10 protein-coding genes and 2 tRNA genes are annotated in these 12,608 nt (G+C 64.3%); 11 read left to right on the forward strand and 1 reads right to left on the reverse strand.

Going from position 1 to position 12,608, the window contains the following annotated elements; genetic code table 11:
• Nucleotide 1: 1 nt before the first annotated feature.
• A tRNA-Gly gene (locus ABDV69_RS18205) sits at nt 2–72 on the reverse strand.
• Nucleotides 73–199: 127 nt separating this feature from the next.
• On the opposite strand from ABDV69_RS18205, the gene ABDV69_RS18210 reads away from it, so the two are divergent.
• From ABDV69_RS18210 to ABDV69_RS18260, 11 genes are all read left to right on the forward strand, one after another.
• Nucleotides 200–273 (forward strand) — tRNA-Pro (locus ABDV69_RS18210).
• Between the two features lie 37 nt (nt 274–310).
• Nucleotides 311–1,726 carry a trigger factor gene (tig, locus tag ABDV69_RS18215; protein ID WP_343576903.1) on the forward strand — a complete coding sequence of 472 codons (1,416 nt, stop codon included), beginning with the start codon at nt 311–313 and terminating at the stop codon, nt 1,724–1,726.
• A 96-nt stretch (nt 1,727–1,822) separates the two neighbouring features.
• Nucleotides 1,823–2,428 carry an ATP-dependent Clp protease proteolytic subunit gene (locus ABDV69_RS18220; protein WP_343576904.1) on the forward strand — a complete coding sequence of 202 codons (606 nt, stop codon included), beginning with the start codon at nt 1,823–1,825 and terminating at the stop codon, nt 2,426–2,428.
• Nucleotides 2,425–3,060, forward strand: coding sequence for an ATP-dependent Clp protease proteolytic subunit (locus ABDV69_RS18225; protein ID WP_343576906.1), 636 nt, complete (start codon nt 2,425–2,427; stop codon nt 3,058–3,060). The genes ABDV69_RS18220 and ABDV69_RS18225 overlap by 4 nt, the downstream gene beginning before the upstream one ends.
• Nucleotides 3,061–3,359: 299 nt before the next feature.
• Nucleotides 3,360–4,643, forward strand: coding sequence for an ATP-dependent Clp protease ATP-binding subunit ClpX (gene clpX, locus ABDV69_RS18230; protein WP_343576907.1), 1,284 nt, complete (start codon nt 3,360–3,362; stop codon nt 4,641–4,643).
• A 13-nt stretch (nt 4,644–4,656) separates the two neighbouring features.
• Nucleotides 4,657–5,895 carry an MFS transporter gene (locus ABDV69_RS18235; RefSeq protein ID WP_343576908.1) on the forward strand — a complete coding sequence of 413 codons (1,239 nt, stop codon included), beginning with the start codon at nt 4,657–4,659 and terminating at the stop codon, nt 5,893–5,895.
• Between the two features lie 326 nt (nt 5,896–6,221).
• Entirely contained in the window at nt 6,222–8,162 is a 1,941-nt protein-coding gene (locus tag ABDV69_RS18240; protein WP_343576911.1) for a 2-oxoacid:acceptor oxidoreductase subunit alpha, read from the forward strand.
• 4 nt (nt 8,163–8,166) lie between these two features.
• Nucleotides 8,167–9,246: a 2-oxoacid:ferredoxin oxidoreductase subunit beta gene (locus ABDV69_RS18245; RefSeq protein WP_343576914.1), complete on the forward strand. Its 1,080-nt coding sequence runs from the start codon at nt 8,167–8,169 to the stop codon at nt 9,244–9,246.
• 1 nt (nt 9,247) lies between these two features.
• The gene (mobA, locus tag ABDV69_RS18250) at nt 9,248–9,820 is read left to right on the forward strand and encodes a molybdenum cofactor guanylyltransferase (protein ID WP_343576917.1); all 573 of its coding nucleotides are present in this window, start codon (nt 9,248–9,250) and stop codon (nt 9,818–9,820) included.
• 194 nt (nt 9,821–10,014) lie between these two features.
• Nucleotides 10,015–11,364 (forward strand): alpha/beta hydrolase family protein, encoded by a 1,350-nt coding sequence (locus ABDV69_RS18255; RefSeq protein ID WP_343576920.1) that lies wholly within the window; start codon nt 10,015–10,017, stop codon nt 11,362–11,364.
• Nucleotides 11,361–12,026 (forward strand): LppA family lipoprotein, encoded by a 666-nt coding sequence (locus ABDV69_RS18260; protein WP_343576922.1) that lies wholly within the window; start codon nt 11,361–11,363, stop codon nt 12,024–12,026. Before ABDV69_RS18255 ends, ABDV69_RS18260 begins: the two co-directional genes overlap by 4 nt.
• Nucleotides 12,027–12,608 lie beyond the last annotated feature (582 nt).

A 12,608-nucleotide genomic window follows, 5' to 3' on the forward strand; every position in this document is an offset into this window, starting at 1 on the left:
GAGCGGGCGACGGGAATCGAACCCGCGTAGCTAGTTTGGAAGACTAGGGCTCTACCATTGAGCTACGCCCGCGTGTGTCAGTCGAGCGCGACTTTACGGCGCGGCAGACATCAAATCCAAATGTTGCCGTCCCGCAATCTGGTCGTGAGACCGGTACACAGGGCTGGCGAGCTGTGGCCGTAGTATCGCGTGGTCACCGCGGGGTGTAGCGCAGCTTGGTAGCGCATCCGCTTTGGGAGCGGAAGGCCGCAGGTTCAAATCCTGTCACCCCGACTGGCACGCCACATCAGCACAACCAAGGAGTACACCCGTGAAGAGCACCGTCGAGCAGCTGAGCCCCACCCGGGTTCGCATCAACGTGGAGGTGCCGTTCGGGGAACTGAAGCCAGACTTCGACCGGGCCTACAAAGAGCTCGCCAAGCAGGTCCGGCTCCCGGGATTCCGCCCCGGCAAGGCCCCCGCCAAGTTGCTGGAGGCCCGCGTCGGCAGGGAAGCGATCCTCGACCAGGTCGTCAGCGAAGCGCTGCCGAGCCGCTACGGCCAGGCCGTCACCGAGGTCGCCGTGCGACCCCTCGGCCAGCCCGAGATCGACGTCACCAAGAAGGTGTACGGCGAAGATTTGGTCTTCACCGCCGAAGTCGACGTGCGACCCGACATCACCCTTCCCGATCTCAGCGCGCTGAAGATCACCGTCGACCCGATCACGGTCAGCGACTCCGATGTCGACACCGAACTCCAGAACCTTCGCGCCCGGTTCGGCACCCTGACCGGCGTCGAGCGGCCCGCCGCCACCGGTGATTTCGTCGCGATCGACCTGTCGGCCACCATCGACGGCGAGGACGTTCCCGAGGCGTCGACGAAGGGTCTGTCGCATGAGATCGGGTCGGGTCAGCTGATCGACGGTCTCGACGAGGCGATCGTCGGCCTGTCGGCCGGCGAATCGAAGGTCTTCACCACCGAGCTGGCCGCCGGACCGCACGCCGGCAGCCAGGCCGAGGTCACCGTCACCGTCGGCGCCGTCAAAGAACGTGAGTTGCCCGAGCCCGACGACGAATTCGCGCAGATGGCAAGCGAATTCGATACCATCGACGAGCTGAAGGCCAACCTGTCCGAACAGGTCAGCCGGGTCAAGCGGGTGCAGCAGGCCGAGGAGATTCGCACCGCCGCGATCAGTGCGTTGCTCGAGGGTGTCGAGATGCCGTTGCCGGAAGCGATCGTGCAGGCCCAGGTGGACAACACCATGCACAACGCGCTGCACGGCATGGACCACGACGAGGCCAAGCTCGCCGAGGCCCTGGAAAAGCAGGGCACGACACGCGAAAAGTTCGACGCCGACGCCCGCGCCGAGGCCGAGAAGGCGATCAAGACGCAGTTGCTGCTCGATGCGCTGGGCGACGACCTCGACATCCAGGTCGGCCAGGAAGACCTGACCGAGCGGTTGGTGATGACCTCGCGGCAGTACGGCATCCAGCCGCAGGAACTGCTGGGCTACCTGCAGCAGCAGAACCAGCTGCCGGCGATGTTCGCCGACGTGCGCCGCGGTAAGACCATCGCCGCCGCGGTGCAGGCCGCGACGGTCAGCGACACCGATGGAAACGTGATCGACACCTCCGAGTTCTTCGGCACGCAGCGTCCGGAGGACGTAGTAGCTGCAGAAGGTGCGGAAACTGAGGAAACTGACGAGGCTGAGGCGTCGTCCGAGGAACCGTCGGGCGACACGAATTGACGCTGTGAGCGAACGCGGGTACTTCGGGGAGTGCTCGACGGCTCGGGTTGGTTAGTGTCGGTGAATACGGAACTGAAAGAAAGCGGGTAACCCACTGTGAGCCGTGGGACTGAAATGCGCGCCAGCGCGATGGGGCTGAACCTCACCGACTCGGTCTATGAGCGATTGCTCTCCGAGCGCATCATCTTCCTGGGGTCGCAGGTCGACGACGACATCGCCAATCGGCTGTGCGCGCAGATCTTGCTGCTCGCCGCCGAGGACGCCACCAAGGACATCCACCTGTACATCAACTCCCCGGGCGGATCGATCAGTGCCGGCATGGCGATCTACGACACGATGGTGCTGGCGCCGTGCGACATCGCTACCTACGCGATGGGCATGGCCGCCTCGATGGGTGAGTTCCTGCTGGCGGCCGGCACCAAGGGCAAGCGCTACGCGCTGCCGCATGCGCGCATCCTGATGCACCAGCCGCTGGGTGGGGTGACCGGTAGCGCGGCCGACATCGCCATCCAGGCCGAGCAATTCACGGTCATCAAGAAAGAGATGTTTCGGCTGAACGCCGAATTCACCGGCCAGACAATGGAGCGCATCGAGGCCGACTCCGACCGCGACCGGTGGTTCACCGCTTCCGAAGCGTTGGAATACGGATTCGTCGACCACATCATCACCCGCGCCGCCCACATCACCGGAGAAGCTGAATGAACCCCGAGACCCAGCCGCAGGCGCGCTATATCCTGCCGTCGTTCGTCGAGCACTCCAGCTGGGGTGTCAAAGAGTCGAACCCGTACAACAAGCTGTTCGAGGAGCGCATCATCTTCCTCGGCGTCCAGGTCGACGACGCGTCGGCCAACGACATCATGGCGCAGTTGCTGGTGCTGGAGTCGCTGGATCCCGACCGCGACATCACCATGTACATCAACTCGCCCGGCGGCAGCTTCACGTCGCTGATGGCGATCTACGACACCATGCAGTACGTCCGGGCCGACATCCAGACGGTCTGCCTGGGCCAGGCCGCCTCGGCCGCCGCGGTGTTGCTGGCCGCGGGTAGCCCGGGCAAGCGGATGGCGCTGCCCAACGCCCGGATTCTGATTCACCAGCCGTCGCTGTCCGGTGTCATCCAGGGTCAGTTCTCCGACCTGGAGATCCAGGCCGCCGAGATCGAGCGGATGCGTACGCTGATGGAGACCACGCTGGCCCGCCACACCAACAAGGACGCTGCAACCGTCCGCAAGGACACCGACCGGGACAAGATCCTGACCGCCCCGGAGGCCAAGGAGTACGGGATCATCGACACCGTCCTGGAGTACCGCAAGCTGTCGGCGTCGACGGCCTAAATTCGGTATCTCGCCGAGCATGCGCGCACGGCGATTTTTTTGACGATTCCTCCCGCCGCGACACGCTCGGCGCACGCCGGTCTCTCAGTCGCATAACGGCCGCGACACGCCAAGGACACGGCGGCGCGCCCGCCGAGCGTAGGGGACCCCGAGGCGATATGTTCATGCGTACAACACGAATATCACCGACGCGATTCACCTCTACCGGTCGCATCGCCGTGGAGCAAGCGGGTAGCGTCGGTCAGTACACGCGAGACAGCACAATCAACACGGTGAAAAGGAAGTAGGCCCCCAGCACCATGGCGCGCATCGGAGACGGCGGCGACCTGCTGAAGTGCTCGTTCTGCGGGAAGAGTCAAAAGCAGGTCAAAAAGCTCATCGCGGGGCCTGGTGTGTACATCTGCGATGAGTGCATCGACCTGTGCAACGAGATCATCGAAGAGGAACTCGCCGACGCCGACGACGTAAAACTGGACGAACTGCCCAAGCCCGCCGAGATCCGGGACTTCCTGGAGGGCTACGTGATCGGCCAGGACACCGCCAAGCGGACGCTGGCCGTCGCGGTCTACAACCACTACAAGCGGATTCAAGCTGGTGAGAAGGGGCGCGAGTCGCGTTCCGGCGAGTCGGTCGAGCTGACCAAGTCCAACATCCTGATGCTGGGGCCCACCGGATGCGGGAAAACGTATTTGGCCCAGACGTTGGCCAAGATGCTCAATGTCCCGTTCGCGATCGCCGACGCCACCGCGCTGACCGAGGCCGGCTACGTCGGTGAAGACGTGGAGAACATTCTGCTCAAGCTGATCCAGGCCGCCGACTACGACGTCAAGCGCGCCGAGACCGGCATTATCTACATCGACGAGGTCGACAAGATCGCCCGCAAGAGCGAGAACCCGTCGATCACCCGCGACGTCTCCGGTGAAGGTGTCCAGCAGGCGTTGCTGAAGATCCTGGAAGGCACGCAGGCTTCGGTGCCCCCGCAGGGTGGTCGCAAGCACCCGCACCAGGAGTTCATCCAGATCGACACCACCAACGTGCTGTTCATCGTGGCGGGCGCGTTCGCCGGGCTGGAGAAGATCGTCTCCGACCGCGTCGGCAAGCGTGGACTGGGTTTCGGCGCCGAGGTGCGCTCCAAGGCCGAGATCGACACCACCGACCACTTCGCTGAGGTCATGCCCGAAGACTTGATCAAGTACGGCCTGATCCCGGAGTTCATCGGGCGTCTGCCGGTGGTCGCCTCGGTGACGAACCTGGACATGGAGTCGCTGGTCACGATCTTGTCCGAGCCCAAGAACGCTCTGGTCAAGCAGTACACCCGGCTGTTCGAGATGGACAACGTCGAACTCGAGTTCAGCCAGGACGCCCTGGAGGCGATTGCCGAGCAGGCGATCCACCGTGGCACCGGGGCCCGCGGGCTGCGCGCGATCATGGAAGAAGTCCTGTTGCCGGTGATGTATGACATCCCCAGCCGCGACGACGTCGCCAAGGTCGTGGTGACCAAGGAGACTGTGCAGGACAACGTGCTGCCGACGATCGTGCCGCGCAAGCCGTCGCGTGCCGAGCGTCGCGACAAGAGCGCCTAGTCACCGCCAGACCTTGCACGCCGATGCCGCCGACGCGGTACCGGCCCGGGTTTCGCGGGCGCTGGATCTGTCGAACTTCTTCCTCGCTGACGTGCGCGACGGCCTGGGGCCATACCTGTCGATTTATCTGCTGCTGACACACCACTGGGACCAGGCGTCGATCGGGTTCGTGGTGGGGATCGGCGGCGTCGGGGCGATCGCGGCGCAGACCCCGGTCGGCGCGCTCGTGGACCGCACGTCGGCCAAGCGGGCGTTGATCGTGGCCGGCGCGGTGACCGTCACCGGCGCAACGTTGGCCATGCCGGTGTTTGCCCACTTCTCTGTCATTGCACTGCTGCAGGCGATGGCTGGGATCGCCGGGTCGGTGTTCGCTCCGGCGCTGGCCGCGATCACGCTGGGTCTGGTCGGTGCCCGGCGGTTCTCCCGGCGGATCGGGCGCAACGAATCGTTCAACCACGCCGGAAACGCCACCGCCGGCGCCATCACGGGAGGACTGGCCTACGGCTTCGGCCCGCTGGTGGTTTTCTGGGTGCTGGCCGCCATGGCGGCCCTGAGCGTGGTGGCGACGCTGTGGATCCCGGGCGACGCGATCGACCACGACCGGGCCCGCGGCATGGATCACGCGGCCGGCGAGACCCACCCGCGGCCGGCCGGGTTTGCGACGCTGCTGCGCGACCGCCCACTGCTGATCTTCGCTGCGGCCATGGTCGCCTTTCACCTCGCCAACGCCGCGATGCTGCCGCTCGTCGGGCAGGTCCTGGCCCTGCAGAACAAAGACGTCGGCACCGCGCTGATGGCGTCGTGTGTGGTGGCCGCGCAACTGGTGATGGTGCCGGTGGCCTACGCGGCCGGCGCCAAGGCCGACAGCTGGGGTCGCAAGCCGATCTTTCTGGTCGGTTTCGTCTTCCTGACCGCCCGGGGATTCCTCTACACGCTGTCTGACAGCCCCTACTGGCTGGTCGGCGTGCAGATCCTGGACGGCGTGGGTGCCGGCATCTTCGGCGCGCTGTTCCCGCTCGTCGTGCAAGACCTGACGCACGGCACCGGTCGGTTCAACGTGAGTCTCGGCGCATTGACCACGATGTGGGGCCTCGGCGCCGCCTTGTCGAACATCCTTGCCGGCTGGATCGTGGTGGTCGCAGGCTACCGCGCGGCGTTCATTTCGCTGGGCATCGTCGCCGCCGCGGGCCTGCTGCTGTTCGCCACGGCCATGCCTGAAACCGGCCCGAGGGCGGCCCGAAAAGCGGGTTAGCCCAGGCCGGCGGCCTCCCCCGAATGGGGGAGGCGGATCGCTAGCAAACGTTACCCGTGCGTAACTTTGGTTCTTAGACTTTGCCGCCGGGAAAAAGTGACGAACGCCACACTTCGCGTTTGTCGACATCAATCGCGTGTGTCTGACCTCGTGCTTTGCCGGAGAAGCGGTAGCGTGCAGGTATAGAGGACCGTCCATGAATCCCTAAGAGAAGTGCAATAATCGGTACTGGCAGTGACATAAATATCGGTCGGGGCGGTACTCGGACGATTCGCTCCGGTTTCGAGCAGATGCCGGGGCGGTGAACAGTTACGGGAGGCGGCGACGTGGGTCCGGACGGAAACGGAGCCGACACTGTGCGCCCCGGGCGGAGAAAACCGGAGAAACTGGAAAAGATCGTCATCCGTTTCGCCGGCGACTCCGGTGACGGCATGCAGCTCACCGGTGACCGATTCACTTCCGAGGCAGCGCTTTTCGGTAACGACCTGGCCACCCAGCCGAGCTATCCCGCCGAGATCCGCGCCCCGCAGGGCACCCTGCCCGGGGTGTCGTCGTTCCAGATCCAGATCGCCGACTACGACATCCTGACCGCCGGCGACCGGCCCGACGTGCTGGTCGCCATGAACCCGGCGGCCCTGAAAGCCAACATCATCGACCTGCCGATCGGTGGGCTGGTGATCGCCAACGCTGACGAGTTCACCAAGCGCAACCTCGCCAAAGTCGGCTACGACAGCAACCCGCTGGAGACCGGCGAGCTGTCCGACTACAAGGTCGAGGCCGTCCCGATGACCACGTTGACCCTCGGCGCGGTCGAGGCCATCGGCGCTTCGAAGAAGGACGGCCAGCGCGCCAAGAACATGTTCGCGCTGGGCCTGCTGTCGTGGATGTACGGCCGGCCGATCGAGACCAGCGAGCGGTTCATCAAGGAGAAGTTCGGCCGCAAGCCCGACGTCGCCGACGCGAACGTCCTGGCGCTGAAGGCGGGTTGGAACTACGGCGAGACTACCGAAGCGTTCGCGGTCACCTACGAGGTGTCGCCGGCCAAGCTGCCACCCGGTGAATATCGGCAGATCTCCGGCAACACCGCGCTTGCCTACGGCATCGTCGCCGCCGGTCAGCTCGCTGACCTCCAGGTCATGTTGGGCAGCTACCCGATCACGCCGGCGTCGGACATCTTGCACGAGCTGTCCACGCACAAGAACTTCAACGTCCTGACCTTCCAGGCCGAGGACGAAATCAGCGGTATCTGCGCCGCTCTGGGCGCGTCCTACGGCGGCGCGCTCGGTGTCACCAGCACGTCGGGTCCGGGGCTGTCGCTGAAGTCCGAAGCTCTGGGGCTCGCGGTAATGACCGAGTTGCCGCTGATCGTCATCGACGTGCAGCGCGGCGGGCCGTCGACCGGCCTGCCGACCAAGACCGAGCAGGCCGACCTGCTGCAGGCGCTCTACGGACGCAACGGTGAATCGCCGGTGGCGGTGCTGGCGCCGCGGTCGCCGTCGGATTGCTTCGACGTCGCGTTGGAGGCGGTGCGCATCGCGGTGGGTTACCACACGCCGGTGCTGATTCTGTCGGACGGCGCGATCGCCAACGGCTCCGAGCCGTGGCGTATCCCGAATGTCGAAGAGCTGCAACCGATTCAGCACACCTTCGCCAACCCCGACGAGCCGTTCCAGCCTTACGCGCGCAATCCGCAGACGCTCGGCCGGTTGTTCGCCGTCCCGGGCACTCCCGGGCTCGAGCACCGGATCGGTGGGCTGGAATCCGCCAACGGCACCGGCGCCATCTCTTACGACCCGGCCAACCACGACCTGATGGTGCGGTTGCGCGAAGCCAAGATCGAAGGAATCTCGGTTCCCGACCTGCAGGTCGACGATCCGACCGGTGACGCCGAGCTGCTGCTGATCGGGTGGGGTAGCTCCTACGGTCCGATCGGGGAGGCCTGCCGGCAGGCGCGGCGTCACGACGTCAAGGTTGCCCACGCGCACCTGCGCCACCTGCGTCCATTCCCGGCCAACCTGGGCGAGGTGCTGCGGCGCTATCCGCAGGTGGTGTGCCCGGAGATGAACCTGGGACAGCTGGCGCTGCTGCTGCGCGGAAAGTATCTCGTCGACGTGCAGTCGGTCACGAAGGTCCAGGGCGTGTCGTTCCTGGCCGACGAGATCGGACGCGTGATCCGGGCGGCGTTGGGCGGCACGCTGGCCGAAATCGAGCAAGACAAGACAATGGTCGCCAGATTGGCGGCGGCCACGGTGGGAGCAGGGAGCTAGTTCTATGACTGACCTGATCGGCGCAGACCTGGGCCTCACGGATTTGGTGTCCGGGCACGCCCGGGTGCCCACCACCGACCAACCGCAGAAGGCCAAGGACTTCACCAGTGACCAGGAGGTCCGCTGGTGCCCCGGCTGCGGCGACTACGTCATCCTCAACACGATGCGAAACTTTTTGCCCGAGTTGGGATTACGGCGAGAGAACATCGTCTTCGTCAGTGGCATCGGCTGCTCGAGCCGGTTCCCGTACTACTTGGAGACCTACGGCCTGCACTCGATCCACGGCCGTGCGCCCGCGATCGCGACGGGTCTGGCGCTCTCGCGCGAAGACCTGTCCGTCTGGGTCGTCACCGGCGACGGGGACGCGTTGTCGATCGGCGGCAACCATCTGATCCACGCGTTGCGCCGCAACATCAACCTGACCATCCTGCTGTTCAACAACCGCATCTACGGGCTGACCAAGGGTCAGTACTCGCCGACCTCCGAGGTCGGCAAGGTCACCAAGTCGACACCGATGGGCTCGCTGGACCAGCCGTTCAACCCGGTGTCGCTCGCCTTGGGCGCCGAGGCGAGTTTCGTTGGCCGCGCGCTGGATTCCGATCGCAAGGGCCTGTCGGAGGTGCTGCGCGCCGCCGCCCAGCATCGCGGTTCCGCACTCGTCGAGATCCTGCAGGACTGCCCGATCTTCAACGACGGCTCGTTCGACCTGCTGCGTAAAGAGGGCGCCGAGGAGCGGGTGATCAACGTTCACCACGGTGAGCCGATCACCTTCGGCTCAGGCGACGAATACTGCGTCGTCCGATCCGGCTACGGCCTCGAAGTGGCCAAGACCGCCGATGTCGATGTCAGCGAGATCGTCGTGCACGACGCGCACGCCGACGACTCCACCTACGCCTACGCGTTGTCGCGGCTGTCCCAGCAGAACCTCGAGCACACCGTGATGGGCATCTTCCGTCAGGTCAGCCGGCCCACTTATGATGACGCTGCGCGGTCACAGATTCGGGCCGCCCAAGAATCCAAGCCCTCCGACCGCGCCGCGTTGCAGTCGCTGCTGCACGGCCGAGACACCTGGACAGTGAACTGAGATGACCGCTACGGGTAAGCCGACTTCGCTGGCCGGTGTGGTGTTGGCTGCGGGCGCATCGCCCTACCAGGGCCGCGCCAAGGCGCTGAAGCAGGTTCGCGACGGGCACACCACGACGGTCGAACACGTCGTGAGCATCGTCGCGCAATGCTGCCAACCCGTCTTCGTGGTGACCTCGCCAGGGCAGTCGCTACCGCAACTCCCGGCGCAGGTCGTGCGGGACGACGTGCGCGGCTACGGACAGCTGTCCGCGGTCGGTTGTGGACTGCGTGCCGCTGCCGAGGCCGGTGCGACACACGCATTCGTGTGCTCTGTTGACGCGGAGCTCCTCGATCCGGACGTGATCGACCTGCTCGGTGCCCGAGCGGCCGCGGTGGACGCCGACATCGTATTGCCGTGGGACGGCACGAATCACTACCTGGCCGCCGTGTACCGCACCGAATTGGCCGCTGTGGTGGACGATCTCGTCGCGGCCGGCGAGCTGAACATCCCCGCGCTGATTGCTCGGGTGGACTCTCAGCGAGTCGTGATCTCCGATGCGGGTTCGCGCGACCTGCTGCACGCCGGACGCTGACCGATTCGTCGCCGCTACTCGGCGACTCGCATTTAGCTCGGCGGCAGAGCTGGTTTCTTGGTCGAACCGAATCCTCAAGCAGGAACCCCACGTCCGTGCTACACCAACACCACATGCCCGGGAGTGAGAAAACATCTATCGACGACGATAGTGACCTGAGAACCTCCTGGCTGGCCTTGGCTACCATTCTTTGAATGACTTCCGAGCCGTTGCGTGTCGACCCCGAGGCGTTGGCTGCCTCGGCAAGACAGCTGCTTGCTTCGGCTAATGGGCTTCCAAGCCCGCCCGCTCCGCACACTGTGACCGGCAGCGACCCGCTCTCGCAGGCCATCGCGGCGCAGGCAGGCAAGGTTGAAACCCCGATCACCGAGGGTCTGCCGGCGGCGCAGAAGGGCGCGGCTGGATTCGCCGAAAACCTTGCGACCGCAGCACAGGCCTACGAGCAGTCCGACCGCGAGATTGCCGACCGTACCCGTCGATCCAGCTTTCCCGACGAACGCGACAAGGTGCAGGCGGCGGGATATGGCATCAAGCCGCAAGCCCCGGCGAGCGGCCCGTTGCCAGGGGACATGTCTCCAGGTGACATCAATGCAATCGACCAGACCAACCGCAAACTGCTGGATGAGATGCAACAGGAGTACAGCAAGCTCCCCGCTGGCCAGGTAAGAACCGACCGGCTCGCCGACATCGCCGGTATCCGAGATGCTCTGCGAACGCCGGATTCGCACTTAATCTTCATCGCCAAGCCCGACGACCCTTCCCAGATGATCGCAGCGGCCACTTCAATCGGGGACCCGTTCAAGGCCGACCACGTATCAGTGACCGTCCCGGGCGTGTCGAGTAGCACGCGCCACAGCCTTGCCACGATGACTCAGGAGGCGTACGGGCTACGCCAGGAAGCACAGTTCGTCGCCGCCCACACCCCCGGAGAGAGCCAGAACATCTCCACAATCGCGTGGATGGGGTATCAGCCGCCCCCTGTGATCGACTCCTGGGACACCGTTAGTGATCGGCTCGCGCAGGCTGGCGCTCCCAATTTGCAGTCGTTCTTAAGCGACCTCAACGCCGGGTCCCATAACCCCGGGCACACCACGGCGCTGTTCGGTCATTCTTATGGGTCGCTGCTGGCGGGTATCGCGCTGAAAGAGGGCGCCAGCTCTGATCTGACCAACGTGGTGCTGTACGGCTCGCCAGGTTTCGAAGCGACATCGCCCGCGCAGCTGGGAATGAGCGACAGTCACTTGTTCGTCATGTCCACACCCGATGACCCGATTCGTCCCGTCGGTGGCCTTGCCCCGATGCACGGGTGGGGAGCAGATCCGAACGCAATCGTTTACGGCGACCTTGATCGCTACCGGTTCACCCACCTCGAGACTCAGGCAGGTACGGTCGGTGTCGGCGGTGACGAGTTGAACAAGACTGGGGCCAGCGGACATTCGGAGTATGGGCGAGACCCACTGCAGCGGATGACCGGCTACAACTTGGCAACGATCTTGCTCAACCGTCCCGACCTCGCTGCACGAGAAAGCCTGCCGCCCCAGTGAAGTCGCAAACGAGCGTCGTCGTTGCCGCCCTGGTTGGGATACTTACCGTATTCGGTGTCAGCGGATGCTCGGAGTACGAGAAACTGCGGAAAGGTGTGGACGAATTGAGTCATCCGGACAATGGACCTGCGCCACTTAGCGATCAGCAGGAGATCAAGCTCATCGACAGCATGCGCTCAAAGGGTTCATTCGAAGCTGCCCGTGACCGTCTCACCAATACTGCCCAGGCAATCGCGGAGCAGATCAGCGCGGCCATCCCGGGCCAAAGCTGGAAGTTCGGTGATGGCGAATATGCAACGGACGCCTACAAAGACGGGTCGCTATGCGACAAGCTCGACCCCGGCATCGTCCGACGACCGAAAGCCAAGCCCGTCGATTTTGGCAGCCCGTTCACGGCGGACGGCTTCAAGACCGCAGTCGACATCGTTCGCCACGCGGCTACGAAGTATGGTGCCACCGTTCAGAGTTCGTTATTCAACGAGTCGGCCAAGCGCGACTACGACGTGCAAGGTAATGGCTATGAGTTCAGGATTCTCCAGATAAAAACTGCTGGTCTTGACATCACCGGCGACTGCCGTCTGTTGCAGAAGGTGGTCGACCTGCCGCCAGGCCAGCTCCCACCCGAACCGCCGATCGTACCCACCACAACCACATCGCCCTGAGGCAGCATACTCCAGCGCCCACGACGAGAGTACTCGCGACCTTTCGCGTGGCGGGCGATCACCGCTTGTATGACAAATGCGCTACCGCCCGTATCGGGTACGTGCGTCCTGTGCGTCGCCGGTGCCTGCAACATCGAAACATGTTGGCGAACAGTGCGATCGGAGTGTTGGCAGATCGAAGCCGCCCCTCGCACGGTAATGTTCAGATTCGGTCGGCGTAATACTAATATTACTGTGCGACAGCTTATTTGGGATCTGATCGATTGCCGGATAACAGCGCTGAGAGCGAAATGGTTTGCGACACGCCACCTAACGTGTGATCCTGCCAACTTCTAGTTTCTAGTATGCAGCGCCAGACGTCCGTGAGACTCGAGCCCCGAGGTGCGGGCCCGGAATTCGGGTGGCGCAGGTCACAAAATCTGCGTGATTCGGCTCACTAATAGCGTTGCCGGACAACGTAACCGACGCCGGCGACAAATGTATGCGTGACCAGCTGGATCAATCAGCTGAGCCGATTGTGATCAAGCTGTTATCGACGCCGGGTGCCGGCGTGTCCCGAGATGACGAGTGCGGCGCATTTCT

The sequence above is a fragment of the Mycobacterium sp. genome, from assembly GCF_039583785.1.
GTDB lineage: Bacteria > Actinomycetota > Actinomycetes > Mycobacteriales > Mycobacteriaceae > Mycobacterium.

Coding starts and splice junctions, on each gene's coding strand:
- ABDV69_RS18245 (WP_343576914.1), top strand. CDS start 8,167: ATGACTGACCTGATCGGCGCAGACCTGGGCCTCACGGATTTGGTGTCC.
- ABDV69_RS18225 (WP_343576906.1), top strand. CDS start 2,425: ATGAACCCCGAGACCCAGCCGCAGGCGCGCTATATCCTGCCGTCGTTC.
- ABDV69_RS18255 (WP_343576920.1), top strand. CDS start 10,015: ATGACTTCCGAGCCGTTGCGTGTCGACCCCGAGGCGTTGGCTGCCTCG.
- clpX (WP_343576907.1), top strand. CDS start 3,360: ATGGCGCGCATCGGAGACGGCGGCGACCTGCTGAAGTGCTCGTTCTGC.
- mobA (WP_343576917.1), top strand. CDS start 9,248: ATGACCGCTACGGGTAAGCCGACTTCGCTGGCCGGTGTGGTGTTGGCT.